This window comes from Kitasatospora sp. NBC_01302, assembly GCF_035976515.1.
In the GTDB taxonomy this organism is placed as follows: domain Bacteria; phylum Actinomycetota; class Actinomycetes; order Streptomycetales; family Streptomycetaceae; genus Kitasatospora.
In genome coordinates, this window is the sequence record NZ_CP108404.1 from 7,569,840 (window position 1) to 7,595,919 (window position 26,080).

Genomic DNA, 26,080 nt, shown 5'->3' on the forward strand with positions numbered 1-26,080 from the left:
GGGCGGCTGAGATCGGCCGACGGGCGCCCCGATCACCTTCGTGGTCGGGGCGCTTCGGGTCGTATGACCGAGCGGTGCCGTTTGCGAGGTGGTGGCTTACCAGTAGGCGCGGTCGTCCCACGGTTCGAAGCCGGCGAACTCGATGGGGTCGTCGTCCTCGTCCAGCGCGGCCAGCCCTGCGGTACTGAAGGTGCCGCGCTGCCAGGCCAGGAGAGTGTCGATCAGCCCCTGCTCCAGGGGCGGTCCCTGGTCTGCGTGGCGTGGCCAGACGATCAGGGGCCAGTTGTCGGGGTCGTCTCCTTCGGTGAGCCAGCCGAGTTGGTCGCCGTCGATGGAGTTGGCGAACGGGAGGAACCCGCCGAGCTCGGGCCAGGTAGCGAGCGGATACCACTGGGGGTGGCTGCCCTTGAGCTGCCGGTACCCGTCGGTGGTCGACTCGATGTGCTGAAGGTAGCGCCGTTCGCCAGTGCGCAGCGGGGTGAAGAACCGCAGCCAGTTGCTCCAGCAGCCGGCGCCGTACAGGTCCATGAGGGTCACGTACTCGCGCGGCAGCGTCGTGCTCAACTCGTCGAAGAGTCCTGCCCAGGTGCCGCCGCCGAGGTAGGGATTCCCCGGTGGTGGAGACAGCAGGCGCAGGGCGCCCAGGCCGGTACCGGTTTCCAGGGCGATGCGGCGCTCGGCGTCAGTGAGCCGAGGAGTGGTGGGCTCGGGCAGGGTCCAGGCCCGGGCGGTCGGCAGGAAGGCTGTGCGGGCGATGGCGCCGGGGAGGGGACCGATCAGCGGTCCGGGTGGGGACGGCAGCTCCCATTCGGCTCGAACGGTGTGCCGGAGATAGCCGCTGAGGGTGAGGCCGTAGCGGTGCCAGGGCTCCAGGCCGTTGCCAGGGATGCCGCCCGAGTGGCTGACGACCACCGTCCACTCGTTGGGGTTTTCGGAGACGGAGGTGTCCCAGAACAGGACATCATTGCCCCGGGTTTCGCCCCAGGCGAGCAGCCCGCCTGGCTCGGGGTGGATGGCGGGCCGCTTGTGCTCCGGTAGTTCACGGGCCTCGATGCGAGCCTCGCGGTGAGTTTCGCGGAGCCAGTCACCGTAGTCGAAGCGGCCCTCCTGGACGCAGGGGATGTGTATCCACAGGTACTCGCCGAAGTCCAGCGGGCCGTGGGCGTTGGCCAGCTGCTTGTAGTCGTCCGGCAGCCTGAGTCCCAGCCACTCCTCGACCCCTGTCCAGTCGACCACGACCGGCATTGGTGGACGCTCCGGGTGAGGTGTGGTGAAGGCGGCTACGTCCAAGCTCACGTGGTTTCCTCCGCGTCGGGTAGCTCAAGTGTGTAGCGGCGAGACTATGCGAGCTTGATCACGTGAGGTCGGCCTGGTCACGTTGATCCGGCGTCCGGCGTCCGGCGTCCGGCGGGTGGAGGTCAGAGGTGAGCCCGGACCTGGCGGACGGGGTGCCCGAGCACCTCCGCGGGCCTGGTCAACTCCTCGTCAGTGAACCAAGTGCGATCGGGGTTCCAGCCGGCGATCTCGAAGCGGGCGAATCCGCAAGGCCAGTCGTAGTCCAGCGCGTCCAGTGACGACTCGGTGCCGCAACACGGGACCACACGGGACCCTGATCGCCAGGGGGCGAAGCCGTCCTCGCAGTTGCTTCCGGGGTTGCCAGTACGAATCGGTCGGGATGACCGACAGGACGTCGTCGCTGTGCGATCACTCGATTCCCCAGTCAGAGGCCCTCAGCCTGGGGCCGGTGGAGGCTGGCCACGGCAATTGCAACCAGAACTGCAACCACGGAACGACGAAGGCCCCGACCGCAGTGCGGTCGGGGCCTTCGTTATGGCTGGTCAGCCATGGCGGAGGAGACGAGATCCGGACTCGTGAGGGGTTGCCCCCAACACGCTTTCCAATTCTGCTGAACGGTGTTCGCTGGGGTCTGTGGCCGTTCTGACCTGCGGTGGCGCGAGCTGCTGGGCGGCGGTTGGACCCGGCTGGACGGGGGTGAACGAGACCAGAACTGAGACCAGGGTGGGCGTCGCCTACGGGGCCCCACGGCGCTTCGCGGGCGTCAGCAAAGGAAGGACGTCAGCTGCCACGTCGCCTTTCGCCCAGGCCCTGACCTCCCGGCTCTTGCCCACCCGATTGAGCCCGTGGTGTGCCTGGTCGAGCACCGAAGTGCCCCAGTCGTCCTTGTCCCACGCGCCGACGGCCCGGAAGACTTCCACATCGAACAGAACCTCCCGCCGCACGTCGGCCTCCTCGCGCAGGCCAATGATCCGCAGCTTGGAGAGCGAGGGCGCCGCCGCCCAAGCACCGCGACATGCCGACAGGAGATACGCTCCGAGCAGCCCGGCATACGCCTGATTCAGCTCCGTCTTCGGCCAGGCCTTGATCGACAGCCGGCCTGTGGGCGTGACGTGCGGCATCTTCTCAGGGAGCACGTGTGGTCCCGGCAACAGGACAGCAACCGTTGCTACAGCCCCGCCGGCGTTCAGCACGATGGCCGGTGTCGGGGTGCCGTGGAAAACGCCCCTGATAGCCGTCATGACGGCGGAGTGCTCGCCACGGCAGAGGGCGCTCCAGGCGGCGTCGGCCGCCCCCTGGCGCACCTGTTGGTCACGTCGGGCCTGTGCGAAGGCCTCCACTGCTTGTCTCTCCCCGTAGGCACGTGCTTCCGTACGGATCTGCTTTCGACGGCCGCGCTGCCACCATGACGCCTCGCCCTTGCGGCGCTCCCATTCGCGCGCTACGAACGGCTTCGGATCAACCGCGGTGGCCTCAGGGATCAGCGGAGGCCGGACATCAGCGAACCGTTGGCGTCCGATAGCCATCAGCCGATTCATCCGCTCCAGAACAGCGGCCGCCTCGTTGGCACGAATCCCACCACCCACGGCGCCATTGGCTTCGGCAGGCTGGCGAGCACCAGACGAGAACGAGCGGCCGGCACCTGAGGTGCGCCGCCCGCCCCCGCCAAGGGCTGCACCGATGACCTCGTTCTCGGCTGCCCCGATGGGATGCGTGACCACATACGCGGCACGACTCACTTGTTTCACTGGCCGCGGGGTCACCGCGTTCTTGACTGTCCGCGCGGGATGCATGGCGCGGCGCACGGGCCGAGGCGTCGCCTTGCGTATCGACTTGCGGACCACACGCCGAGCGAAGCCCATGGAACGCCTCCTCTGAAACCCCAGAACCACATCTAAGGGCGGGCCCCCAGCGCCGCGGAGCATCTGGCAAATTCAGGAAATCCCAGGCCGTTCAGCGCGAGGTACAGGCGTCGGCCAGGGTCTTTGCGACGCGGGTTCGGAGGGCAGGTCCGGCATCAAGGAAGCGCAAGATCGCCGGCTCTGGCTGGCCGGTCGGGGCTTCAACAGGACTGATCCCTTGAAGGTCGGTCTGGCCTTGCTCGCCAGACGGTAGCCCGTCACACGGACAGGTGGGGCAGCAAGTCGCCTTCAAGGGCCGGCTGCCGCCGAGAGCATGCCCGGATGAGAGGAGAACCTGCGCCGCACTGTTCGTTTGCTGAGCCCGGGAAAACCGTTGGACCCGCTGGCGGGGGCGCGTCGTATGGTTCGGGGCGCGGAGACGTGGTCGGCGGAGAGGGAACGGTGGATGGCTGGACTGTACGAGATCTGGCAGCGGGCGGAGGTGTCGCGCAGGCTCGACGTGCTGTCGGGCTTCATCGCGATGTGCGTGGCGGGAGAAGACGACGCGCGACGCCGTCTCGCCCAGCTGGTTGCCGGTGCGGACGCGGCCCTCTCCGCCTTGCCCCCGGATCTGGTGGTCGCCTCGGAGTACCTGGATGAACTCGTCTGGTGGGCTGACACGGAGTGGGCCGATCACCCCTTTCGCCCCGTGGAAGCCCGGCCTGACGAGGCCGACCGGCAGATGCGTGACCACGCCAAGGATCTCCGGTATGCCTCACTCCCGGTCCGCGTTCGGGACGAGATGGGCCGCATCGAACTCAGTCTTGAAGTGCGGCTCCTGGCATTGTGCCGTCAACCGGGGTTGGGCTGTCGAATCCGCCAGGACGTCTACTACATCGCCGGGCGTGCGGCGATGGCCCTCGACCTCGGGCACTTGGAAGCTGCAGAGCGCGAGATCCGGCGAATGGAGCAGGTGGGTTCCATGGAGCCACGGCAGAGCCGCTGCGGCTGATTCGCGACTTTCCGAGATCTACAGTTTTCCCTGTAGGCCGGCGAAGAGGCAGGATTCTACTGCTACCCGAATCGCGCGTACGACCGCCCATTGGCCTGATGAAAGCGTCTGGTCATGACCCCTGCTCGTGATTTCAAGTTCAACTGCCGCGTGGCGAGCGGTCGGAGTAGCGCCAGCTGGAAGCTCCCAGCTTCCTCGATGTGCTACTGCGTTTCGAACTGAAACCCAGATGTCCAATTCATCCCAGAGCTCCATGGTGCTTCCGGCATACTTCTGGGCTAGAAAATTCGATTCGGCCTGGTTTGTCACTGCGGCAACCAGCTGCAGAAGATCGTAGGCTTTCCCGCGGGCCTCTGCAGTGGTGTAGGGTTTCCCGTCGCTCTTGAGTCGGGGAGTACCAGCGGAATCGACAATGGTCTTCTTCTTGGGGACTGCTTGAGTCGCGATACCCTCCAGCAGATTAAAGCACCGGAAGAGTCGATACTCCCAGCGCTCATCCGCCAGGGCGTCCGCGTAAAGTGATAGCCAGAGTTTAAGTCTCGCATCCGACTGCATGCCTTGCCAATGGTTGAGTAGGGCGCGCGGCTCTTCGCCTGCCAGAAAGCCGCCCATGAGATTTCCCGTGTATCCAGCCCCTTCAACCCAGGAGCCGAGAAACTGAAGAAGCCCATTATCATCGGCTGCCCCTATGGCGCCCCCAATGATTCGTGGAGTCGCTCCACGCTTCAAAGCCATCAGGTCGAGTAGCTGATGGCTGGTGTGCTGAGCAACGAGATGCGCCGATTTGGGGCTGTCGACTTGAATGCTCCGCATATGCAAGATGGCGGCGGGGCGCCGTCGTCGCATCTCGCTAAGCCATGCGTCAGGGTGAATCCCAGTCGAAAATCCGAGCTGGGAAAGCACGGAATTGAGCACCTCAACACCGTCCATTCCGACAGTGGACTCGTTGAGTGGCATAATGTCGACGCCTGGGATGCGATTGACTGCGGTGACGTGCAGATTGTCTACCAGTACGACTGATGTAAAGATTGGATCAGTCGAAGTGGCAGCCTCGGACGTCAGGGGTGGCCTCAAATCGCTTAACCCGGTTCGCTTCGACTCGTTTCAATTCACACTCTGCTGCACTTCCCGTGCTCCAGGCTCCGTCAGAGTCTGGTTCGAGAAATAGTTGCCGCCCGGGAATTTCGACTGCGGAATTATCGGAGTCGAAAATTCTGACCATTTCTACCAGGCGTCGCTCCGTAGATGGCTCGATATTTATCCGGGCTTCCCCAGCTGGATCCAGCTCGATGGCAAGGGGGTGCGGCGAAGAATCCAACGGAGAAGTCATCGTGAGCGGCGAGGTTCAGATGCAGTGGGGCGGAGAGTTCATCGTCCTGGCTCACTTCGAATGTCACCACCAAGGATGACCCGTCAGTCCTCAGGGTGCTCTTGATAATGGAAGGCACGTTCCACCTCGGCTGGAAAAAGCATTTCTCGGTAATACTGGACTGGGGCCTGTTCAACTGGATCGACGGGACGTCCCTCCTGCTACTACTCCTTATACGTCCAAGTCTGGCCTGTCTGTCGGTATTGCTCGACGGGGATGGGGTCGACGCCGGACCTCATCCGAGCGGTGTACAGCAAGCCATCGAGGTGGTCGATCTCGTGGTGGATCAGGCGGGCGAGTCCGCGTTCGTAGATGGCGGTGGCCACCTGGCCGTCCAGGGTGGTGGTCTCCACGGTGATCCGCAGCGGCCGGGGGACCAAGCCACGGACGTCGAAGAACGACAGGCAGCCCTCGAACTGCTCGTCCGTCTCGTCGGAGCGGTTGGTGATCCGCGGGTTCAGCAGGACGATCGCCGCAGCCTCCGGAGAAGCGGGCTGGACGATGGCGGCGGCCCGGCCGATCCCGATCTGCGGTGCCGCGATGCCCATGCCCTTGGCGAAGGGGTGGACCTGGCCGATGCGCTCCATCGCAGTGAACAGCTGCTCGATGACCTGCTCTGCGGCCCCGCGCTCGGTGGGCAGGTCGAACGGGCGGGCGGGCTCGGCGAGGATGGGCGCGCCCTCCTGGACGACGCCGAGGTCGCGCATCTGCTCGCTGGGCCGCACCTGGATCACCTGAACTCCCCTTGGGTCGTGTCGCGTTCGGGTCGGGCCCGGAACCGCCATTCGAGACGGTACCGGGCGTGGAGGGCCGGTGTGGAGGTGCTCCAGGAGAAGACGCGCATGCCGCCCTCCTCGCGCCGGATCGGGGCGGTCCGAAGCGGTGCCGCCTCGGCCGTCATGGAGGTTTCCATGCCCCACACTGCTGGGTCGAGGTCGGCGGGGAAGGCGAGTTCGACTTCCAGGTGCTCGGTGGGCAGGCGGACCGCGCGCTGGAACCAGCGGCCCCACTTCTCCTCGCCGACCGAGTAGGCGTACTCGATCCAGACCTCCTCGCTCGGGTAGAGCGGGAAGCGGCCGTGCTCGTTCTCGAACAGCAGCCACACTTCCTTGAACGCGTCGCGGTCGTGCTTGGTCTGCCAGTTCATCGCCTCGCCGCGGCAGGTCGCGGTCAGTGCGAGTTCGTCCCAGGTCAGTGGGTGTTCGCGGTAGTGGGCGTTGGAGCGCTCAGGCTCGCCGGGGTAGCGGTCGACGCTGATACGGATCAGGTAGCGGGTGATCGGCTCGCTGCCGGTGTTCCGCAACAGCCGGCGCATCGTCAGCCGGTAGTGGGAGCCGTCGAAGTCCAGGCGGGCACCGTCGTGCGCCACGATGATCGCTGAGCCCGTCGCGTACGGCTGTTCGGGGCGGCGCGGGGCTGGCGGAGCTGCAGCCGGGGCCGCTCGGTTCTTGGCGGCCTCGAAGTCCAGCCAGCGCTTCCAGACGGCCTTGCCCGCGTTGAGGGTCTCCTCCGAGCGACGCGCGAAGTCCTCGGTCGGCTTGTGCCGGCCGGATTCCACGTGGCTCACGTACGACGGGTCGAAGCCCATTTTGAGGGCGAGCCCCCGCTTGGACAGGCCGCGCACCTCGCGCCAGTACGAGACCTCCGCTGCGAACGCCTCGGCGGCTTGCTCAACGGTCGGGCTGTCGTCGCGCTCGTCCATCAAGGCCCCCGCCCTGGCTGCTGGATGAGATGAATGAACCGTGAGTGATCTCGATTCATCATTCTGTCACGGTCCTGGTCGCCGGTTTCCTTCTTTTGCCAGCCCGGGTCGAGACCCGGGCCGAGAGAGGGAGGGCTCAAGCGATGCGCCTGCTGTACCTGCTCAACGTCTCCAACTCCAGCCAGCTGACTGCCGATTCCGGCTACACCTTCGCCGATATGCTCACCCCGGCCCTGGCCGATGCCGGGGTCGAGGTCACCGTGGCCGCTCCCGTCCCGGCCGGCGACGACCGCGTGCAGTTCGTGCGGACCGCCTCGCCGTCGACCAAATACCGGGCCCGCTTCACCCCGGGCGTGGGCGCCCTGGTGCGGCTGTTCCGCCGCCAGCAGCCCGAAGTGGTCGTGGCCAACCAGATCGAGGCCGCCCCCGCGATCCGCGCCGCGCTCGTGGAAGCCGGAGTGGACGCGCGGATCGTCGGCTACTGCCACTACCTGCCGTTCTCCTTCACCGACACTGGCCAGCTGGAGCTGGACCCCGCGATGGACGACGGCGGGCTGGGCCGCAGCGTCCTGCTGGCCTTCGCCGCCGGCCTCGCGGCCTGCGACCGTGTTCTGGTTCACTCCGGCACCGCCGCTTCGTGGACCGCCGCTGCCGCCGCCCGCACCGGCGTCGAGCTCACCGAGAAGTTGCACGTGGTCCCCGCCCCCAGGGATGTGCGCCTGGTCCGCGACCTTGCCGAGATCACCCCGCCGGAGGGCCGGGCGGTCGGCATCTACAACCACCGCCTGTACGCCCACTACGGCACCGCCCGCTTCACCCAGCTCGCCCGCCACCTCGTTGCCGAGGCCCCGGTGCGGCTGACCGTGATGGACCTGTTCGGCACCCGCAGCGCCGAGCGGATCCGCCTGGATCCCAGCCCCGAGCGGAACCTGGAGGATCTGGCGGCCGTGGACGGCGTCGCCATCGCCTCCGACCGCGGTGACCGCGTCCGCTACCGCAACATGCTGGCCGCCGCCCACTTCGGCATCGCGCCGTTCCGGCCCGGCTGCCCCTGGTCCATGTCGGTCATCGACTGCCAGGCCATGGGCCTGCCGGTGATCGGCCCTCGCATCGGCTGGCTGGCCGAGCACCTCGACCCGGAGCTGCTGTTCGACACTGACGATCAGGCCGTCCGAATCGCCGAACGCCTCGCCACCGACCCCGAGTTCTACCTGGTGCAGGCCAAGCGCGCGCACGCCTCCACCACGGACCTGACGCCCGCTGCGGTGGCCGCACGCTACCTGGAGGCGATCAAGTGACCGGCTTCGACGCGGTCCTGCTCTCCTACGACGAGCCGCTGGCCGACTCCCTGCACACCCGCCTTGCTCGCGTGCTGGGCGGAACCGTCAAGCGTCTGCACGGGGTGCGCGGGATGCGCCGCGCCTACCGGCTCACGGCCGAACTCGTCGACACCGACCAGTTCTTCCTCGCTGACGGCGACTTCGCCATCGACCCCGCCTTCCCCGCTAGCGCGGTGGAGCCGCTGGAATCGGGCGTGTCGATGCGGGTCTGGCGGGCCGTCAACCCGGTCAACGGGCTCACCTACGGGTACGGCGGCCTCAAGCTGATCCGCACCAGCGCACTGCGGGAGATGGGCCAGGCCGTCGATGTGCTGGCCGCGCTGCCCGGCCGGGTCGAGTTCAGCCCGCACACAGCCGGGACCACCCTGTTCAACCAGACCCCGTTCCACGCCTGGAAAGCGGGCTTCCGGGAGTGCGCGATGCTCGCGCGCGGCAGCGAGTACGGCATGACCGACGCCTCCGCCCAGGAACGCATCGACGCCTGGACGGCCAGCAAGGACGGCGACTTCGCCGACTACGCGGCAGCCGGGGCCCGCGACGGCCTTGAGTTCGCCCGCACTGCAGCCCGCGACCCCAAGCGCTTCGAGGCGCTCAACGACCCGCCCTGGCTGCACCGGCACTTCATCACGCTGCACGGCGAGCAGGCGGTCGCCGGATGAGCACCCGCTGCGGGCCACTGGTCCTGATCGAGCCGCAGGCGCACCTCGGCGGCGGGCACCACCAGCGCACGCTGACGGCGCTCGCCGCCGCCCGCCCGGGTGCCGTGGTCATCACCCCGCAGGGGATCGCAGACGGGCCCGGTCCGCTGCTGCGGGCCGGCTCCTGCATCGCCGCCGGACCGGTGGGTCCGGCGGCGAAGGCCCTGCTGGCCGCGGCACGCGCGGCGGAACGCGTTTCAACCGCTGGCAAGCGGGCCTTCCGCTCACGGCGCTGGCCGTTGCCGCTCCGCCGGCTGCCGCACCAGGTCACCCTGATCGCCCGCTGCCTGACCGAAGCCGGATGCCTGCGTACCGCCCGTCGCCTCGCCCCTCAGCCGACGGCCGTGGTGATCCTCAGTGCGAGCGAAGCCCTGCACGGCATGGCCGCCCTGCTCGGCGGTACCCCGCACCTGCGGTTCATCCACGAGCTGGTCACCACCGAAGACTCGCCGGTCCGGCTGCTGGGTCGGCTCGCCCGGCGGAGCGAGAAGCAGGCGGTCGCCCTCTATCCGACCACCGCGGTCCGCGACCGGCTCTCCACGGCCTTCCCCCACCTCCCAGGGCGGGTGCGGGCGTTCGCGGTCGACGACGGTCGGCCTCTCACCGCCGCCGAGCGCGACGGTGCCCGCGCCGCCTTCACCATCCCCGACTCGGCGACGGCGGTCTGCCTGGTCGGCGGCTGGTGGCCCTACAAGGACATCGCCACCGTCGACGCGGCCCTGGCCCGCCTCACCAAGCCGCTATACGTCCTGGTCTGCGGCACTCCGCTGGACGACGCGGTACTCGAACGCTGGCACCGCCTGCCCCTCGTCCGGGTCCACACCGTGCCTGGCCCGGTCGGCGAGGACGTCCTTCGGCTCGTCTACGCTGCCGCCGATGCCGCCCTGGTGGCACGGCGTCCCGGGACCGGCAAGGAGTCCGGGCTGGTCATGGACGCCGCCCGGCTCGGCGTCCCCCTGGTCGTCTCCGACCACGACCCGGACCTGACCGAGCGGCTGGCCGGACAGCCCTGGGCCCAGCTCTTCCCGGCCGGCGACCCGGGCGCCCTCGCCAAGACCCTGGACCAGCTGGCGGACGGGCCGACCGCCCGGCCGGGGACGCGGGCCCCTGCGGTGCTGGACATGCTCCCGGCCTCCGAGCAGGCCGCCTACCTCACCGAGACGTACACCGACCTGGTCAAGGAGTACCGATGACGCCCGCTTCTCCCACCTTGGTCGCCGTGATCGGCCCGGTCGAACCGGCCCTGCTGACCGCCTGGACCGCCCACTACCGCGCGCTCGGCATCGAGCGCTTCCACCTCGCCTTCCACTTCGCCGAGCACGTCCCCGACGCCTGGCGCCGCCAGCTACTGGACACCGCCCAGAGCCTCGGCCTCCCCACCGGCCAGGTCAGCATCGGAGCGTGGCACGAGCACACCAACACCGAACTGCGCGACGCGCTGCGGGAGCAGGCCGGCCCCGGCTGGCACCTGCTCGCCGACTCCGACGAGTTCCACACTTATCCGGCCCCACTGAGCGAGGTCACCGAGGCAGCCGAAGAGAACGGCTGGGCGGTGGTGGGCGGCTTGATGCTCGACCGCGTGGCCGCTGACGGCCGAATCGCCCTCTGGCGCCCTGAGACCGGACTCGACCGCGCCTTCCCGCTCGGCGGCCACCTCACCCACCGCCTCCTCCAGGGCGACCCCCGCAAGATCGTCCTCGCGCTCTCGGACGTCGCCGTGGCCTCGGGCAACCACCGCGCGCCCGGCCGCAGGCCCGATCCGCTCACGCTCGCATGCGTCCACCACTTCAAGTGGCGCGCCGGCGTCCTGGACGACCTGCGCCGCCGTGTCGACCGCTTCACTTCCGGCGCCTGGACCGAGCACACCCCGGCAGTCCGGACCGAGGCCACCCGCCTGCTGCAGCACATCGACCGCCACCACGGCCGCATCGACGTCTCCGACCCCCGCCTGGCCTTCCGCCACGTCACCCTCGACCGCCTGCCCGACGACTGGGCCACCGAAGCCGCCCAGATCCACGCCGCCTGGCGCCCTCCCCTTCAGAGTCAGCCCGGCTCCACGATCTCCTCGCCCTCGTCCTGAGGCGCCTCGAACCGCGCGAAGAAGTCGTCCAGAGCCTCAGGGGTCACGATCAGCGCGTTCGCGTCCCCCCGCTGGTTGCGCTCGGCCAACCTGCGCAGCAGCTCGTCCCGATCGACGGGGAAGTACAGCAGCCGCCACCTGCCGCCGGCCGACTCCACCAGCTCCTTCATCGCGTCGCGGTCCTTGCGCGGCCACAACCCGTGGTCCCACACCACGTCCCGGCCCTCGGAGACCAGCTCGACCAGCCGGGAGTGCAGCTCGGCGGCGACCGGGGCCTCCTTCTCGAAGTAGGTGTTCTCCGGATAGTCGACGCCGTACCGGCCATGCCGCTCGTGGACGACCTCGTCCACCGACAGCCGCACCGCACCCTGCGGCTCCAGCTCCCGCTGGGCGTAGGTCGTCTTCCCCGAACCGGTGAGCCCCACCAGCAGGAACACCACCGGACCACTCTCGGCCACCGACAACTCCCCTCACCGCCACCAGCGTTCACCGGCAAGTCTGCCACCACGGCCAGCACCGGGAACGGCGTTCCGCACTCTCCGCCACCTAAAGGAGTACACGCGTGCCCGCCTCCGCCCTCGCCCGCCTGCTGCGGGCCTACGTCCGCCACGCGCCCGGAACAGTCGGCAAGGCCGAGCTCGTCGACCGTTTCCTCGACGACCACCTGCGAACCCGTCCCCTCCACACAACCGCCCGGTTGCGCTCGGGTGACCTGGTCACCGTCACCACCAGCGACGTCATCCAGCGCTACCAGTACCTCTTCGGCGAGTGGGAGCCGAACCTGAGCGCCTTCCTGCGCGACCGCCTGCGGCCCGGGGACACCTTCATTGACGTCGGAGCCCACCGCGGCGCGTTCAGCCTCCTGGCCTCCCACGCAGTCGGACCGACCGGCCGAGTCATCGCCATCGAGCCCACCCCGCGGTTCCACGACGACCTCACCATCGCGGCCACCACCAACCACTGAATCGCTGCGGGTTTGACCGAGACTCCTTCTCTTGGAAGGATCGATTCCGTTATGAGGAAGCCATACCCCAGTGAGGTCCGGGAGCGGGCGGTACGCCTGGTGCTGGAGACCCGCGATCAGTACGAGACCGAGTACCAGTGCATCCGGTCGATCGGCGCCAAGCTCGACGTGGGCCCGGAAAGCCTGCGCAAGTGGGTCCGCCAGGCCCAGACCGACGCCGGCGCCCGGCCGGGCACGACGACGGAGGAATCCGCGGCGATGAAGGCGCTCAAGCGGGAGAACGCCGAGCTGAAGCGCGCCAACGAGATCCTCAAGGCCGCGGCGTCTTTCTTCGCGGCCGAGCTCGACCGGCCACACACACGCTCGTAGCGTTCATCGACGAGCACCGGGACCGCTTCGGCGGAGTCGAGCCGATCTGCAGGACGCTCACCGCGAACGACTGCGGCATCCACCCCAGCACCTACTACGCCCACAAGAGCGGCACCACCTCCGCCCGCGCCCGCCGCGACGCCGAAATCGTCCCGATCATCAAGGAGATCCACGAGAGCAACTACGGCGTCTACGGCTACCGCAAGGTCTGGGCCGAACTCAACCGGCGCGGCCACACGGTCGCCCAGTGCACGGTCTCCCGCCTGATGAAGGCAGAAGGACTGTCAGGAGCGGTGCGCGGCAAGAAGATCGTCACCACCGTCTCGGACAAGAGCGTCGACCGGGCGCCCGACCTGCTCCAGCGCAACTTCGTCGCGAGCGCACCGAACCGCGTCTGGGTGGCGGACTTCACGCACGTGGCGGCGTGGGCCGGCACCGTCTACGTCGCCTTCGTCGTCGACACCTTCTCACGGCGGATCGTCGGCTGGTCGGCGGCCACCAACAAGCAGACCCCACTGATCCTCTCAGCCCTCGAGATGGGCCTGTGGCAGCGGGACCGCTCCGGATTCCCGGTAATGCCAAGGGAGTTGATACACCACTCCGATGCCGGCTCGCAGTACACGTCGTTCCGCCTGGCAACCCACCTGGCCAAGGAGAAGATCGCCGCGTCCATCGGATCGGTCGGAGACGCCCTGGACAACGCCCTGATGGAATCGACCATCGGGCTGTACAAAACCGAGCTCATCAAGCGTCAGGGCCCCTGGCGCACCCTTGCCGACGTTGAGATCGCCACCGCAGAGTATGTCGACTGGTTCAACTCCACCCGGCTCCATAGTGAACTCGGCCACACCCCACCCGCCGAATACGAAGCCAAGTACTACAGCCAACAGCCAAACCTGCAGGTCACAGCCACAATCTAGAGCCTCTGAAGAACCCGCAGCGATTCACTCGTGAGGGGTTGCCCCCAACACGCTCTCCAAGCGTGCGCCCGCCCCCCAGCCGGACGCCGCGTCAGCGCGAGCGCTGCCGATCGTCCGCACCGATGACCGACAGCAGGACGTCCACCAGCCGCTCCGCGGCGTCCGGGCGGCCCTGGGCGCGGGCGCGCTGGGCCATTGCCGTGCGGCGGGCCGGGTCGGTCAGGAGGGGGGCGACCGCCTCGCGCAGCGTGTCCGGGGTCGGCTGGCCGAGGAGGGCGACGGCGGCACCGGCGTCCTGGAGGTGGCGGGCGTTGTGCTCCTGCTCATTGCCGGCCGAGGTGGCCAGCGGGATCAGGACGGCTGCCCGGCCCAGGGCTGTCAGCTCGGCGATCGTTCCCGCCCCGCTCCGCGAGACCACGACGTCCGCCAGGTCGAGGACGTCCGGCAGTTCGGGGCCGACGAAGCCGGAGACCAGGTAGCGGCCGGCCAGGTCTCCGGGGAGTGCGGCGGCGGCCTGGCGCAGGGCCGCCTCGTGGCTCGGTCCGCACTGGTGGATCACGTTGGCCCGCTCCAGCAGCCAGGGCAGGATCCCGCGCACCAGGTCGTTGATCTGCTGGCTTCCCTGCGCGCCACCGGTCACGTAGACAGTCGGACGGGCACGGTCGAACGACCACAGGCCCAGTGCCGCGACCGCCTTGTCTGCCTGCCCGGCCAGGACCTCGGGGCGCACCGGATTGCCCGTCACCACCGCGGCCCCGCGCACCGAATCGGCCAGCAGCGGCAGGGTCGACTCGGAGGAGACGGCGATGCGTGTCGCCCGGCGGGCGAGTGAGCGGTTGGCGAGTCCGAGGCGGACCGTCTGCTCGTGGATCACCAGGGGACGGCGGCACATCTTCGCGGCCACACCCACCGGAACGGCCACGTAGCCGCCGGTGGCCAGCACCACGTCAGGAGCGAAGCCGTTGATCCGTGACCGGGCCTGGAGGATCCCGAGCGGTACCCGCGCCATGTCCCGGATGTTCGCTGGGGAGAGCATCTTCAGGGGGTTGGCGCTGCGGCGGATCTTGCCCGTCGCGACGGTGGCGAACGCGATCCCCTCGCTGGCCGCGACCCGGGCCTCCAGGCCGTCGGCGGTGCCGACCCACAGGACGTCCACGGTCTGGCCGACGGCTGCCAGCCGGGCTCGCAGCGTTCGGATGGTGGTGAGCGCGGGGTAGGTGTGGCCACCCGTGCCACCACCGGTCACCATCAGCCGCAGGGCCCCGGCAGAAGCGACGGCATCGTTGTTCACAGGGGTAACTCCCAATCTGGCCAAGCCACATGCATCCGGTACCGGAGGGTAGTCGAACGATAGCAGGCCATGATCACACTCGTTCGACGCCGCCCGGCCCTGGCCGGTGCCGCCCGGGCGGCGGATTCTCGCCATTACCCGTCCGGTGATGCGCCCGTGCCCCCGGCCGGGCACGTGCCCGGGGCATGCCCGTGACCACAGATGACCGGAGCATGACCACCCGGTTGTGGACCTGGCGCATCGGCCGGGTGTGGCGGTGCGGGTGAGGGAATCGGCCAGCACTTCGGGTGCGGGCCGGTTCGGCCGTCTGTCGGCGGATCGGCCGGTGGGCTAGGTTCATCGCGTTGCCGAGGCGGGGCGGGGGCCCTGGATCCTCGCCCTCCGCGATGCCCGCAGCTCGGCTCCATGCAACGTTGCGCAACTCCACCCAGCTCCTTCCAGCTCGTTCCACCCGCACAAGCGCGAGCCGCGCGCGGGCAGACCCGTGTCCGCGGCCGGTCACTTCGAGGTGTGTGCGAGGGCGCACGCCTTTTCCCGGGAGGAAATCCATGGCTCTGACACGACGATGGTCGGCCGCGTTGGCCACGGCCGCTCTGCTGGCGATCGCCTCGCCGGCGGTGGCGGCGCACGCGGACACCGCGCCGGCCGTCCGGACGGACCTGCGCGTGCTGCTGCTCGACGACGGCAGCAGCTCGGTGGCGGCCGTCCGTGCCGAACTGGTCGGCGAGGGCGTGCCGTTCACCACGGTGACCCTCTCCGACCCGAACCGCCCGGTGATCAACGCCGCCTACCTCGCCGGCACGCTGCCCGACGGCACGATCGAGGCCAAGTTCCAGTCGGTGGTGCTCCCCACCCTCGGCGCGCTGGGCGCCGGCAGTGCCGAGACCACCGCGCTGACCAGCTACGAGACCTCGTACAGCATCCCTGAGGTGGACCTCAACACCTACGCGCAGCCCGCGATCGGCCTGAACTGGGCCCAGGACCCGGGCTACATCGGCGCGTTGGACGGCATGACCGCCAGTACCACCACCGCCGACGCGACCGGGCCCTTCAACTACCTCAAGGGCACCTTCCAGTTCGAGAACAACGACCCCAACGTGGTGGAGAGTTACGGCTATCTGGCGACGCCGGGCAGCACTAACTTCACCCCGATCCTGACCACCCCGATCCCGGGCACCACCACGCCCGGTGTGCTGGTGGGCCAGTACACCAACGCCGGGCGCCAGCAGCTGGTCTTCACCTTCGCCTTCAACCAGTACCAGGAGCAGTGGCGGGCGCTGGCCCGCGGGGTGGTCGACTGGATGACCGGGGGCGTCCACCTCGGCTTCGGCCGCTACTACTTCGGCGTCCAGGTCGACAACACCCTGCTCTCCGACAACCGGTGGAGCACCACCTTGAAGTGCACCGCGCAGAGCGCGGGTTGCAACACCGTCGCGGGCAGCCAGGACAACGTCCCGATCCGGATGACCGCCGCCGACGTCGACTACGCCAAGCAGTGGGAGGCGGCCAACAACGTCACCCTGGACCTGGCCGTCGACGGCAGCGGCAGCGACAGCGCCGCCCCGGCCGGCGGCACCGACGCCACCGAGACCGAGTTCGCGGCCAACGCGGCCTCCTTCCGGTTCGTCAACGCCACCTACGGCCAGCCGTTCCTGGGCTGCACCCGCAACGTCGGCGTGGTGCCGTGGGTCTGCCTCACCGACAACACCGGCGCCACCGAGTGGACCAGTCAGGCCGCCATCACCTCGGCGATCCAGGCCAACCTCACCTGGGCCCAGGCCAAGGGCCTGCCGCTCAACGCGAATGAGCTGGTGACCTCCCAGAACTCCGGTCTGGCGCTGGCCCCGCAGCAGTCGCTGGACAACCCCAACCTCGGGTCGGCGCTCACCGCGCTCGGCATCACCGCGCTCGCCTCCAACGCCGGCACCGACCCCGCCGGCCACGCGGTCGGCTCGGCGTACACGGTGCCCTCGCACCAGCTCAGCGTCTACGGCAACGCCGCCACCGCGGCGGAGGAGACCGACGAGTACAACTGGCTCTACACCGCCACCGCGCAGGGCGGCAGCGGCACTTGCACCGGTTCGACGACCTCCACCTGCCTGGCCGCGCCGCTGGACGAGACCACCGGCTACACGAGCACCATCGTGCCGAGCCTGGCGAGGCAGGCGTTCGCCCGGGTGCTCGTGGGCGACCCGACCCCGAACGTGGTCTCCCAGTCCGCCCTGGCCGAGGAGCGGATCGGCTACCCGGTGTTCAACCAGGTGCTGGCCAGCTACAGCGCGCTCTTCAACGCCAACGCCCCGCTGGTCGACCTGCGCACCGCCGACGTCGCCACCCAACTGCGCAACGAGGCCGCCTGGAACGCCGCGCTCGCGGCCGGCACGGTGACCGCCTACCGCAGCGGCTCGACGGTGACCGTCACGGCCCCCGCCGGGGTCCAGGTGCCGGTGACCGCGCCGTCCACCGCCGTCCAGGTGCTGGCGACCGGCACCGCCCCCGCCGGGACCGCCTACGCCCAGGAGCTGTCCGGCTGGCTCACCCCCGCCGCCGGCCAGAGCGCGGTGACCATCCAGACCACCACCACCGCCCCGGCCGCCAAGGCGCAGCTGCGGTCCGCCGCCGCGGCCGGCCAGGCGGTCACCGCCCACCCGCCGGTGCCCGCCAGCGTCGCGATGCCGGTCCCGTTCGGCCCGCAGGACACCACCCGGCTGCAGGCGGCCCGTTCCGCCCGCCGCTGAAGCCCGCCGCTGACCGCACATCCGGCTCGGCTGGTGAATGATGGGCAGTAGCAGAACCAACCAAAGGATGGGACTGAACACCATGCCTCTCACCGGCGAATACCAGCCGAGCACGGATCAGTGGGTGCGTGACCAGGTCGCGTTGTACGAGGGCTCCGGTGGCACCGAGGGAACGACCCTGCAGGGCGTGCCGGTTGTCATCCTCACCAGTCTGGGGGCCAAGAGCGGCAAGATCCGCAAGAACGGGCTGATGCGGGTCGAGCACGACGGTCAGTACGCCGTGGTGGCCTCGCAGGGTGGCGCTCCCAAGCACCCCTCCTGGTACCACAACCTGGTAGCCCACCCGCTGGTCGAGCTCCAGGACGGCGCCGTACGCCAGGACATGACGGCTCGTGAGGTCACCGGCGCGGAGCGTGAGTTGTGGCTGGAGCGCGCCATCGCGGTCTGGCCGGACTTCGCCGAATACCAGAAGAAGACCGATCGTGTGATCCCGGTCTTCGTCCTGGAGCCGGTCGCGGACGCCGCCTGACTCGAACGGATCCGGGGGTCCGCCATTCCTGGCGGACCCCCACATGCTGTCAACTATCCAGAATGGACGGTCACTTGTTCTCGTAGGTGGCCACGATGACGGCCCGCGCCACGGCCTGGAACCCGAGGGTCGCGCCGATCGCCGCCGGCGACGTGTCGGCGTCCAGGCCGAGCTTCTCCTCGCCCACCGCGGTCACCGAGAAGACGTAGCGGTGCGGGCCGTGCCCGGCCGGCGGGGCGGCACCGCCGAAGTTCTTCGTGCCGTAGTCGTTGCGCGCCTGGATTGCGCCGGCCGGCAGCCCCGGGAAGTCGCCGCTGCCGGCACCCGTCGGCAGCGAGGTCACGTCCGCCGGGATGTCGAACAGCACCCAGTGCCACCAGCCGCTGCCGCTCGGCGCGTCGGGGTCGAAGCAGGTGACCGCGAAGCTCTTGGTCCCGGCCGGGAAGCCGGACCAGCTCAGCTGCGGCGACAGGTCGCCGCCGGCCAGCACCTGGGCCTCGGGCAGCACGCCGCCGTCGGTCACATCGGTGCTGGTCAGCGTGAAGCCGGGAACCGGACGCTGGAAGTCGTGCGGAAGCGGTGGCCTGGTCACGTCGGGGATGCCTCCAGTAGCGGGGAATCAGGTCACTCCTGAGCGTAGACGAAGGGCGGCCACCCCAGCCGGGTGGCCGCCCTTCGCCCGATCAGGCATCAGCCCTGGCTGACCAGCGTGTCAGCCCTGGTGACCAGGCATCAGCCCTGGTGACCAGGTGTCAGCCCTGGGCCCGCTTGCTCAGGAACTCGGTGACCCGCTCCTGGATCTCCGGGGTGTCCAGCCCGCGCACTGTCATCGTGGTGCGGCGGCGCAGCACGTCGTCCGCGGTGTACGCCCACTCGTTGTCGGCCGCGAAGGCGACCTGCGCCCACACGTCCGGCCCGTCCGCGTGGATCGGCTCGCCCAGCGCGGGGTCCTCGTCGATCATGCGGGCGATCTCGAAGGAGAGCGTGCCGTAGTGGCTGGCCAGGTGCTTGGCCACCAGCGGCTCCATCCGCGAGCCGGGCTCACGGTCGATCAGCAGCCGGTGCGCGACCGCGTTCGGCGCGCCGACGCCCGGCAGCGGGACGGTGGCCGCGATCGGCGATATGTCCTCGCCGATCCCGGTGCCGCGCACGTGCGAGAGCTTCTCCAGCACGGTGCGGCCGATGTGCCGGTAGGTGGTCCACTTGCCGCCGGCCACCGAGAGCATGCCGCCCTTGCCCTCGGTCACCACGGTCTCGCGCTTGGCGGCGGCGGTGTCGCCGGGGCCGCCGGGCAGCACCCGCAGGCCCGCGAAGGCGTAGGTGATCAGGTCGCGGTCGAGGTGCTCGTCCTTGATCGCGTGGCCGGCCTCGTCCATGATCTGGTCGATGTCGGCGTCGGTGGCCCGCACGTCCTGCGGGTCGCCGGTGTACTCCTCGTCGGTGGTCCCGAGCAGGACGTGGTCCTCCCACGGGATGGCGAAGGAGACGCGGTACTTGTCGATCGGGATGGTCAGCGCGGCGCGCCACGGCGAGCGGCGCTTGACCACCACGTGCGCGCCCTTGGACAGGCGGATCGACGGCGCGGCGCCGGCGTCCTCCATCGCGCGCAGGTGGTCGACCCAGGGGCCGGTGGCGTTGAGCACCAGGCGGGCGTTGACGCCGAACTCGGCGCCGTCGAGGCGGTCCTTCAGCTCGGCCCCGGTCACCCGGCCGCCGGTGAAGCGCAGGCCGGTCACCTCGGCGTGGTTGAGCACCACGGCGCCGGCCTCGACGGCCGCACGGACCGTCATGACGGCGACCCGCGAGTCGTTCATCTGGTGGTCGCCGTAGACCGCGACCGAGCGCAGGCCCTCGGTGCGCAGCGCCGGCACCTGCTGGGCGGCGTGGGCGGCGGTGGAGACCCGGCCCATGCCGTCACGGAAGGCGGACAGCGCCGAGTAGAGGAAGACGCCGGCGCCGAGCTTGGGGGCGCTGTGCGGGCCGCCCTTGTAGACCGGCACGAAGAAGGTCAGCGGGTTGACCAGGTGCGGGGCCACGTCGGTGGCCAGCGCCCGGCGCTCCTTGTGGTTCTCCGCCACCAGCTTGACCGCGCCGGTCTGCAGGTAGCGCAGACCGCCGTGGACCAGCTTGGAGGAGGCGCTGGAGGTGGCGCCCGCGAAGTCGCCCGCGTCCACCATGGCGACCTTCAGGCCCGCCTGGGAGGCGGTCCAGGCGACGGCCGTGCCGAGGATGCCGCCCCCGATCACCAGCAGGTCGTAGGTGGCCTTGCCCAGCAGCTCACGGGTCTCGGCGCGGGAAGCGGTGCGGCCGGGGGTGCGCTCGGCGCCCAGGGTCGGGATGGTTGCCATGGTGTGTGTTCCGGCTCCGCGGTGCGGGCGGCGCCGGAGTCTCCTCTCACAGTGCGTTCCGGCCTCAGCTGAGGCCGGGGAAACGAAGCTGCCGGCCGGGGCGGCGCTGCCCCGGCCGGCGGTCTGCTCAGCTCTCCTGGTCGTCCTCTTCGACCCAGCCCATGGTGCGCTCCACGGCCTTGAGCCACTTCTTGTACTCGCGCTCCCGGGTGGCCTCGTCCATCCGCGGGGTCCACTCGGCGGCGCGGTGCCAGTTGGCCCGCAGGGTGTCGAGGTCGTTCCAGAAGCCGACGGCCAGGCCGGCCGCGTAGGCGGCGCCCAGCGCCGTGGTCTCGGCCACGAACGGGCGCTCGACCGGGGCGTTCAGCACATCGGCGATGTTCTGCATCAGCAGGTTGTTGGAGGTCATGCCGCCGTCGACCTTGAGGGCGGTCAGGGTGACCCCGGAGTCCTTCTCCATCGCGTCGACGACCTCGCGGGTCTGCCAGGCGGTGGCCTCCAGCACGGCGCGGGCCAGGTGACCCTTGGTCACGTACCGGGTCAGGCCGGCGATCACACCGCGGGCGTCGGAGCGCCAGTACGGGGCGAACAGGCCGGAGAAGGCCGGGACGAAGTAGGCGCCGCCGTTGTCCTCGACCGTGTTGGCCAGGGTCTCGATCTCGGCCGCCGTCGAGATGATGCCGAGCTGGTCGCGCAGCCACTGCACGAGCGAGCCGGTGACCGCGATCGAGCCCTCCAGGGCGTAGACCGGCTTCTGGTCGCCGATCCGGTAGCCGACCGTGGTCAGCAGGCCGTGGTACGAGTTGACGATCTTCTCGCCGGTGTTCAGCAGCAGGAAGGTGCCGGTGCCGTAGGTCGACTTGGCCTCGCCCTCGCTGAAGCAGGTCTGGCCGAACAGCGCGGCCTGCTGGTCACCGAGCGCGGAGGCGACCGGGACGCCCTCCAGGTCGCCGACCGCGTGGCCGTAGACCTCGGCGGAGGAGCGGATCTCGGGGAGCACGCTCAGCGGCACGCCCATCGAGTCGGCGATCTTCTCGTCCCAGGCCAGCGTGGACAGGTTCATCAGCATGGTGCGCGAGGCGTTGGTGACATCGGTGATGTGCTTGCCGCCGTTGACGCCACCGGTGAGGTTCCAGATGACCCAGGTGTCCATGGTGCCGAAGAGGATGTCGCCGGCCTCGGCGCGCTCACGCAGGCCCTCGACGTTGTCCAGCAGCCAGCGGATCTTCGGGCCGGCGAAGTAGCTGGCCAGCGGCAGGCCGGTCTCGCGGCGGAAGCGGTCCTGGCCCACGTTGCGGCCCAGCTCGCGGCAGAGCGCCTCGGTGCGGGTGTCCTGCCAGACGAGCGCGTTGTAGACCGGCTCGCCGGTGTTCTTGTCCCACAGCACGGTGGTCTCGCGCTGGTTGGTGATGCCGATCGCGCGGATGTCGTCCCGGGTCAGGCCGGCCTTCTCCAGCGCGCCGCGGACCACGGACTGCACCCGGGTCCAGATCTCGGCGGCGTCGTGCTCGACGTAGCCGGGCTGGGGGAAGATCTGGCGGTGCTCCTGCTGGTCGACGGCGACGATCCGGCCGTCCGCGCCGAAGATGATGCAGCGGCTGGAGGTGGTGCCCTGGTCGATCGCGGCGATGTAGTTCCCGGTCGACACGGTGTTGGCAGTCATGTGATGGGTCCTCGGCTCTGAGGTGGGGTGGGGGACTGGCAGTTGGCTGGTTGCTGCTGCCCTGGGCCGCGGTGCCCGGCCGGCAGACCGGGCACCGCGGCGTGAAAGGCCTTAGAACAAACCCTTGTACAGCAGACCGGAGAGCAGACCGCCGATGACCGGGCCGACGACCGGGACCCAGGCGTAGCTCCAGTCCGAGCTGCCCTTGTTCGGGATGGGCAGCAGCGAGTGCACGATGCGCGGGCCGAGGTCGCGGACCGGGTTGATGGCGTAGCCGGTCGGGCCGCCGAGCGAGAGGCCGATGCCGACCACGGTGAAGGCGGTGATCAGCACGCCGATCCCGGACAGGCTGCCGTTGACGGTCAGGCCCTGGGTCAGGATCGCCATGCAGAGCACCATGGTGGCGATGATCTCGGTGAGCAGGTTCTGGATCGGGTTCCGGATCTCGGGCCCGGTCGAGAAGATGCCCAGGGTGGGCTCCTTGTTGGCCTGGAACTGGCCGAGGTAGGTCAGCCAGACGAGTACGGCGCCGATCATCGCGCCGAGCAGCTGGGAGCCGAGGTAGAGCGGCACGTGGCTCCAGTCGCCGCTCTTGACGGCGAGGGCCAGGGTGACCGCCGGGTTGAGGTGGGCACCCGACTTCGGGGCGACCATGTAGGCGGCGATCATGACCGCGAAGCCCCAGCCGAAGGTGATGGCCACCCAGCCGGCGTTCTGGGCCTTGGACTTCTTGAGCGTGACGGCGGCGCAGACGCCACCGCCGAGGAGTATCAGCGCGGCGGTGCCGAGCGTTTCGCCGACGAAGATGTCGCCGTTGGTGAAGGCGGACACAAAGACTCCTTTGTCCATATGGCCGGCGCCTGGTGGGTCGACCCCGTGGCAGGCGGGTGGGGGAGAGCGCCACGGCGGGGGAGACCGTGACGGGCGGGCGTCCCGTCCCCGGGAGGCGGCCCTGCGGCGAGGCGACGACCGGTGCGTGGAGAACCGGGCTTGCCAGGCGCTTCCGGCGGCCACCGTTCGACAATGTCGACCGCTATGCGGGAGTTTTCCCCCTGGTGGGCGGCTACGTCAAGGTGGGTGACCGGGCTGTGACCTGGCCCTCGTCGGCCCGGCCGGTGGCCCGGGGCCACGAAGGGGCCGCGAAGGGGCCACGAGAGAGCTGCGACGGGGCCGTGCCGGGGCCGGGCGGGGCGCCGAACGGACGGAAATCCGGACAGAACAGCGGAGGGTGGACAGGAATCCCGTCCACCCTCCGCGGTCCTGCGACGAGGCGTGTTCCAGCAGGTCGGAGGCCGGGTCAGAACCGCCCGGCGCCCAGGTCCCGGGAGATCGCCCGTGCTGCGTCGCGCACCGAGGCGACCAGCTGCGGACGCACGAAGCCGTCCTCGCAGACCCGCTCCACCGCCCCGTTCACGCAGACCGCGCCGACCGGGTTGCGCCGCCGGTCCTGGATCAGCGCGCCGATCGAGGCCACCCCGGTCCAGGTCTCCTCGATCGCGTCCGCCCAGCCGCGCTCGCGGATCAGCGCGCACTCGGCGTCGACGTCGTCCAGCTCGGTGAGCGTGCGTGGGGTGTACGCCTCCAGCGGGCCCTCGCCCAGCTCGCCGCGCGCCACCGGGTCGAAGGCGAGCAGCACCTTGCCCAGCGCGGTGCTGTGCAGCGGGTGCATCGAGCCGACCTCCAGCACCTGGCGGGTGTCGTCGGGGCGGAAGACGTGGTGCACGATCAGCACTCCGCGCTGGTGCAGCACGCCCAGGTAGACCGTCTCGCCGCTGGCCCTGGCCAGGTCGTCGGCCCACACCAGCGCGCGGGCCCGCAGCTCGTGCACGTCCAGGTAGCTCTGGCCCAGGCGCAGCAGCTCGGCGCCCAGCTGGTACTTGCCGCTCTCCGGATCCTGCTCGACGAAGCCCTCCTGCTGCAGGGTGCGCAGGATGCCGTGCGCGGTGCCCTTGGCGAGGTCGAGCGAGGTGGCGACCTCGGACAGGCCCAGCCGGCGCTCGCCGCCGGCCAGCAGGCGCATGATCGCGGCGGCTCGGGAGAGCGACTGGATCGGGCCGGGCATGGGGGACCTCCACTGGCAAACTGGCTTACGGTCGACAATGTCGTACGGTTCGTGGTCATGTCGACTGCGGGGGTATCGTCCCGAGTCTGCCAGGCGGACCCCTGGAGATGCACATCAGTGCGCGACAAAACACCTGATCGGATCGGGGCGCCACCCTTTCCGGGTGCTTTCGACCCGTCAGTTCCGGGCCACCGCGCCGCCGCTACCCGGACGGCCGAGCGCGTTCGGCGCAGCCGCCGGGCGCCCGCGCAGCCGCCCGGCGCGCCGTCAACCGGGCGGCCGACCCGGCGATCTCAGCCGCGCGGCCAACGCGGCGATCTCGGCCGGGCCCACCCGGCAGCAGCCACCCACCAGGCGCGCGCCGTCCGCGACCCAGCCGGGCGCCCACTCCGCCGGCCCCCGCGCCGTGCCGTGCCAGCTCCGGTCGGCCGCCGCCCAGCGCTCGCCGCTGTTCGGATAGGCCACCACCGGTTTGCCGGTCACCCGCGCGGCCAGCCGCACCGCTTCGCCCACCTCCTCGGGCGCGCAGCAGTTGACCCCCACCGCCACCACCTCCGGCACCTCGGCGGCCAGCGCGAAGGCCCGCTCCAGCGGCTGCCCGGCCCGGGTGCGGCCACCGGCCACCGTGTAGCTGAGCCAGGCCGGCACCCCCAGCCCGCGCACCGCCGTCAGCAGCGCCCGCGCCTCGTCCGCGTCCGGCACCGTCTCCAGCGCCAGCACGTCGGGACCGGCCGCCGCCAGTGCCGCCAGCCGCGGCCGGTGGAACCGGGTCAGCTCCGCGACGCTCAGGCCGTAGCGCCCGCGGTACTCCGACCCGTCCGCCAGCACCGCGCCGTACGGCCCCACCGAGGCGGCCACCCAGCGCCGCCGCCCGCCCGGCGCGGGAGCGGCCTCCTCGCCCGCCCGCCGGGCCAGCGCCACGCTGAACGCCAGCAGCCGCTCCGCCGCCCGCCGCCCGATCCCGCGCCGGGCGAACCCCGCGAAGCCCGCCTGGTAGCTGGCCGTGATCACCACGTCGGCGCCGGCCTCGTAGTAGGCCCGGTGCGCCGCCACCAGCGCCTCGGGCGCGTCCAGCAGCAGCCGCGCGGACCACAGCTCGTCCGACAGGTCGTGGCCGGCGGCGGCCAGCGCGTTCGACAGCCCGCCGTCCAGCACCAGCGGCCCCGCCGCGAGCGCCCGCCCGAAGTCCTCCATCGCCACCTCCACAGCCCCCGTCCCGAACGGTAGACCCCCGCATGTCCCGCACTCCGGACCTACCCGGGCCCCGCTCCTGCCGTTCGGACTACCATCCACCCCATGACCACTGATCAGGCTGCCCGGCCCGCCACCTTCGGCCCGTGGGCGCACTGCCACTGGTGCGGCACCGCCTACCCGGCCGGCACCTCCGGCTGGCCGCGCACCTGCCCGGGCTGCGGCGAGATCAGCTACCGCAACCCGCTGCCGGTGGCCGTCTCCCTGCTCCCGGTCAACCGCCCCGACGGCGGCCAGAGCCTGGTGGTGATCCGCCGCACCATCGAGCCCGGCTACGGCGAGCTGGCGCTGCCCGGCGGCTACGTCGACTACGGCGAGAGCTGGCAGCAGGCGGCGGTGCGCGAGCTGCGCGAGGAGACCGGGATCCACGCCGACGTCTCCGGCGTCACCCTGATCGCCACCACCTCGGACCCCGGCGGCAGCTTCATCGGCCTGTTCGCCCTGCTGCCCGCCCAGGACCTCGCCGACCTGCCGCCGTCCGTCCCCACCGAGGAGACCGAGGGCTGGCAGCTGATCGACGAACCGACCCGGCTCGCCTTCCCCTTCCACACCAGGATCACCAACGCCTGGTTCGCCGGCGAGTACCCGCCGGTCAAGGGCTGAGCGC

Annotated in this window: 23 protein-coding genes; 10 read left to right on the forward strand and 13 right to left on the reverse strand. The window is 70.1% G+C overall.

What is annotated here, in order from left to right:
* Positions 1-96 precede the first annotated feature (96 nt).
* Both OG294_RS33180 and OG294_RS33185 read right to left on the reverse strand, forming a co-directional pair.
* Entirely contained in the window at positions 97-1,296 is a 1,200-nt protein-coding gene (locus OG294_RS33180; protein WP_327070247.1) for an SMI1/KNR4 family protein, read from the reverse strand.
* A 734-nt stretch (positions 1,297-2,030) separates the two neighbouring features.
* Positions 2,031-3,158, reverse strand: coding sequence for a hypothetical protein (locus tag OG294_RS33185; protein ID WP_327070248.1), 1,128 nt, complete (start codon positions 3,156-3,158; stop codon positions 2,031-2,033).
* 445 nt (positions 3,159-3,603) lie between these two features.
* Here OG294_RS33185 and OG294_RS33190 point away from each other — a divergent pair, with 445 nt between their 5' ends.
* The gene (locus OG294_RS33190; RefSeq protein ID WP_327070249.1) at positions 3,604-4,149 is read left to right on the forward strand and encodes a hypothetical protein; all 546 of its coding nucleotides are present in this window, start codon (positions 3,604-3,606) and stop codon (positions 4,147-4,149) included.
* Between the two features lie 18 nt (positions 4,150-4,167).
* Here the strand turns inward: OG294_RS33190 and OG294_RS33195 are convergent, their stop codons facing one another.
* The 3 genes from OG294_RS33195 to OG294_RS33205 all read right to left on the reverse strand — a co-directional run bounded on the left by OG294_RS33195 (position 4,168) and on the right by OG294_RS33205 (position 7,220).
* A complete protein-coding gene (locus OG294_RS33195) occupies positions 4,168-5,079 on the reverse strand; it encodes a hypothetical protein (RefSeq protein WP_327070250.1) in 912 nt (303 codons plus the stop codon).
* 603 nt (positions 5,080-5,682) lie between these two features.
* Positions 5,683-6,252 carry a peptide deformylase gene (locus tag OG294_RS33200; protein WP_327070251.1) on the reverse strand — a complete coding sequence of 190 codons (570 nt, stop codon included), beginning with the start codon at positions 6,250-6,252 and terminating at the stop codon, positions 5,683-5,685.
* Positions 6,249-7,220, reverse strand: a complete 972-nt coding sequence (locus OG294_RS33205) for a helix-turn-helix domain-containing protein (protein WP_327070252.1) — start codon at positions 7,218-7,220, stop codon at positions 6,249-6,251. The genes OG294_RS33200 and OG294_RS33205 overlap by 4 nt, the downstream gene beginning before the upstream one ends.
* A gap of 143 nt (positions 7,221-7,363) precedes the next feature.
* Here OG294_RS33205 and OG294_RS33210 point away from each other — a divergent pair, with 143 nt between their 5' ends.
* From OG294_RS33210 to OG294_RS33225, 4 genes are read left to right on the forward strand one after another with little or no spacing between them, the layout of a single operon-like run.
* Complete coding sequence (locus OG294_RS33210; protein ID WP_327070253.1) at positions 7,364-8,518, forward strand: glycosyltransferase; 1,155 nt, start codon at positions 7,364-7,366, stop codon at positions 8,516-8,518.
* Positions 8,515-9,219 (forward strand): hypothetical protein, encoded by a 705-nt coding sequence (locus OG294_RS33215; RefSeq protein ID WP_327070254.1) that lies wholly within the window; start codon positions 8,515-8,517, stop codon positions 9,217-9,219. Before OG294_RS33210 ends, OG294_RS33215 begins: the two co-directional genes overlap by 4 nt.
* Positions 9,216-10,451 (forward strand): glycosyltransferase, encoded by a 1,236-nt coding sequence (locus tag OG294_RS33220; protein WP_327070255.1) that lies wholly within the window; start codon positions 9,216-9,218, stop codon positions 10,449-10,451. Before OG294_RS33215 ends, OG294_RS33220 begins: the two co-directional genes overlap by 4 nt.
* Entirely contained in the window at positions 10,448-11,338 is an 891-nt protein-coding gene (locus tag OG294_RS33225; RefSeq protein WP_327070256.1) for a glycosyltransferase family 2 protein, read from the forward strand. Before OG294_RS33220 ends, OG294_RS33225 begins: the two co-directional genes overlap by 4 nt.
* Here the strand turns inward: OG294_RS33225 and OG294_RS33230 are convergent.
* On the reverse strand, positions 11,302-11,796 hold the full coding sequence (locus tag OG294_RS33230; RefSeq protein ID WP_327070257.1) for an AAA family ATPase: 495 nt from the start codon (positions 11,794-11,796) through the stop codon (positions 11,302-11,304). The genes OG294_RS33225 and OG294_RS33230 overlap by 37 nt on opposite strands.
* 104 nt (positions 11,797-11,900) lie before the next feature.
* On the opposite strand from OG294_RS33230, the gene OG294_RS33235 reads away from it, so the two are divergent.
* Together OG294_RS33235 and OG294_RS33240 are read left to right on the forward strand one after the other, a co-directional pair.
* Complete coding sequence (locus OG294_RS33235; protein WP_327070258.1) at positions 11,901-12,302, forward strand: hypothetical protein; 402 nt, start codon at positions 11,901-11,903, stop codon at positions 12,300-12,302.
* Between the two features lie 51 nt (positions 12,303-12,353).
* Positions 12,354-13,591, forward strand: a protein-coding gene (locus OG294_RS33240) for an IS3 family transposase (protein WP_327065281.1) whose coding sequence is annotated in 2 segments (ribosomal slippage) — positions 12,354-12,627 and positions 12,627-13,591 — 1,239 coding nt in all. Because the reading frame shifts where the segments join, the coding sequence is not laid out codon by codon here.
* A gap of 91 nt (positions 13,592-13,682) precedes the next feature.
* On the opposite strand, the gene OG294_RS33245 is transcribed toward OG294_RS33240, so the two are convergent.
* Complete coding sequence (locus OG294_RS33245) at positions 13,683-14,840, reverse strand: UDP-N-acetylglucosamine--N-acetylmuramyl-(pentapeptide) pyrophosphoryl-undecaprenol N-acetylglucosamine transferase (protein WP_327071763.1); 1,158 nt, start codon at positions 14,838-14,840, stop codon at positions 13,683-13,685.
* A 590-nt stretch (positions 14,841-15,430) separates the two neighbouring features.
* Between OG294_RS33245 and OG294_RS33250 the strand changes: the two genes are divergently transcribed.
* Both OG294_RS33250 and OG294_RS33255 read left to right on the forward strand, forming a co-directional pair.
* Complete coding sequence (locus OG294_RS33250; RefSeq protein ID WP_327070259.1) at positions 15,431-17,620, forward strand: hypothetical protein; 2,190 nt, start codon at positions 15,431-15,433, stop codon at positions 17,618-17,620.
* An 82-nt stretch (positions 17,621-17,702) separates the two neighbouring features.
* Positions 17,703-18,149, forward strand: a complete 447-nt coding sequence (locus OG294_RS33255; protein ID WP_327070260.1) for a nitroreductase family deazaflavin-dependent oxidoreductase — start codon at positions 17,703-17,705, stop codon at positions 18,147-18,149.
* Between the two features lie 70 nt (positions 18,150-18,219).
* On the opposite strand, the gene OG294_RS33260 is transcribed toward OG294_RS33255, so the two are convergent.
* The 6 genes from OG294_RS33260 to mmuM form a co-directional block, all read right to left on the reverse strand.
* A complete protein-coding gene (locus tag OG294_RS33260; RefSeq protein ID WP_327071764.1) occupies positions 18,220-18,750 on the reverse strand; it encodes a YbhB/YbcL family Raf kinase inhibitor-like protein in 531 nt (176 codons plus the stop codon).
* 151 nt (positions 18,751-18,901) lie between these two features.
* Positions 18,902-20,497 carry a glycerol-3-phosphate dehydrogenase/oxidase gene (locus OG294_RS33265; protein ID WP_327070261.1) on the reverse strand — a complete coding sequence of 532 codons (1,596 nt, stop codon included), beginning with the start codon at positions 20,495-20,497 and terminating at the stop codon, positions 18,902-18,904.
* A 127-nt stretch (positions 20,498-20,624) separates the two neighbouring features.
* Positions 20,625-22,160, reverse strand: a complete 1,536-nt coding sequence (gene glpK / locus OG294_RS33270) for a glycerol kinase GlpK (protein ID WP_327070262.1) — start codon at positions 22,158-22,160, stop codon at positions 20,625-20,627.
* A 111-nt stretch (positions 22,161-22,271) separates the two neighbouring features.
* Positions 22,272-23,009 carry an MIP/aquaporin family protein gene (locus OG294_RS33275; RefSeq protein ID WP_442789270.1) on the reverse strand — a complete coding sequence of 246 codons (738 nt, stop codon included), beginning with the start codon at positions 23,007-23,009 and terminating at the stop codon, positions 22,272-22,274.
* A 448-nt stretch (positions 23,010-23,457) separates the two neighbouring features.
* Positions 23,458-24,222 (reverse strand): IclR family transcriptional regulator, encoded by a 765-nt coding sequence (locus OG294_RS33280; protein WP_327070264.1) that lies wholly within the window; start codon positions 24,220-24,222, stop codon positions 23,458-23,460.
* A 267-nt stretch (positions 24,223-24,489) separates the two neighbouring features.
* A complete protein-coding gene (mmuM, locus tag OG294_RS33285; RefSeq protein ID WP_327070265.1) occupies positions 24,490-25,416 on the reverse strand; it encodes a homocysteine S-methyltransferase in 927 nt (308 codons plus the stop codon).
* A 102-nt stretch (positions 25,417-25,518) separates the two neighbouring features.
* Here mmuM and OG294_RS33290 point away from each other — a divergent pair, with 102 nt between their 5' ends.
* Positions 25,519-26,076 carry an NUDIX domain-containing protein gene (locus OG294_RS33290; protein ID WP_327070266.1) on the forward strand — a complete coding sequence of 186 codons (558 nt, stop codon included), beginning with the start codon at positions 25,519-25,521 and terminating at the stop codon, positions 26,074-26,076.
* Positions 26,077-26,080: the final 4 nt, after the last annotated feature.

Excerpts from the sequence above, each read along its gene's own strand:
- OG294_RS33205 (WP_327070252.1), bottom strand. The coding sequence starts at position 7,220 with ATGGACGAGCGCGACGACAGCCCGACCGTTGAGCAAGCCGCCGAGGCG.
- OG294_RS33225 (WP_327070256.1), top strand. The coding sequence starts at position 10,448 with ATGACGCCCGCTTCTCCCACCTTGGTCGCCGTGATCGGCCCGGTCGAA.
- mmuM (WP_327070265.1), bottom strand. The coding sequence starts at position 25,416 with ATGGAGGACTTCGGGCGGGCGCTCGCGGCGGGGCCGCTGGTGCTGGAC.
- OG294_RS33290 (WP_327070266.1), top strand. The coding sequence starts at position 25,519 with ATGACCACTGATCAGGCTGCCCGGCCCGCCACCTTCGGCCCGTGGGCG.
- OG294_RS33250 (WP_327070259.1), top strand. The coding sequence starts at position 15,431 with ATGGCTCTGACACGACGATGGTCGGCCGCGTTGGCCACGGCCGCTCTG.
- OG294_RS33265 (WP_327070261.1), bottom strand. The coding sequence starts at position 20,497 with ATGGCAACCATCCCGACCCTGGGCGCCGAGCGCACCCCCGGCCGCACC.
- OG294_RS33210 (WP_327070253.1), top strand. The coding sequence starts at position 7,364 with ATGCGCCTGCTGTACCTGCTCAACGTCTCCAACTCCAGCCAGCTGACT.
- OG294_RS33220 (WP_327070255.1), top strand. The coding sequence starts at position 9,216 with ATGAGCACCCGCTGCGGGCCACTGGTCCTGATCGAGCCGCAGGCGCAC.
- OG294_RS33190 (WP_327070249.1), top strand. The coding sequence starts at position 3,604 with ATGGCTGGACTGTACGAGATCTGGCAGCGGGCGGAGGTGTCGCGCAGG.
- OG294_RS33280 (WP_327070264.1), bottom strand. The coding sequence starts at position 24,222 with ATGCCCGGCCCGATCCAGTCGCTCTCCCGAGCCGCCGCGATCATGCGC.
- OG294_RS33195 (WP_327070250.1), bottom strand. The coding sequence starts at position 5,079 with ATGGACGGTGTTGAGGTGCTCAATTCCGTGCTTTCCCAGCTCGGATTT.
- OG294_RS33245 (WP_327071763.1), bottom strand. The coding sequence starts at position 14,840 with ATGGTGACCGGTGGTGGCACGGGTGGCCACACCTACCCCGCGCTCACC.
- OG294_RS33185 (WP_327070248.1), bottom strand. The coding sequence starts at position 3,158 with ATGGGCTTCGCTCGGCGTGTGGTCCGCAAGTCGATACGCAAGGCGACG.
- OG294_RS33255 (WP_327070260.1), top strand. The coding sequence starts at position 17,703 with ATGCCTCTCACCGGCGAATACCAGCCGAGCACGGATCAGTGGGTGCGT.
- glpK (WP_327070262.1), bottom strand. The coding sequence starts at position 22,160 with ATGACTGCCAACACCGTGTCGACCGGGAACTACATCGCCGCGATCGAC.
- OG294_RS33275 (WP_442789270.1), bottom strand. The coding sequence starts at position 23,009 with ATGGACAAAGGAGTCTTTGTGTCCGCCTTCACCAACGGCGACATCTTC.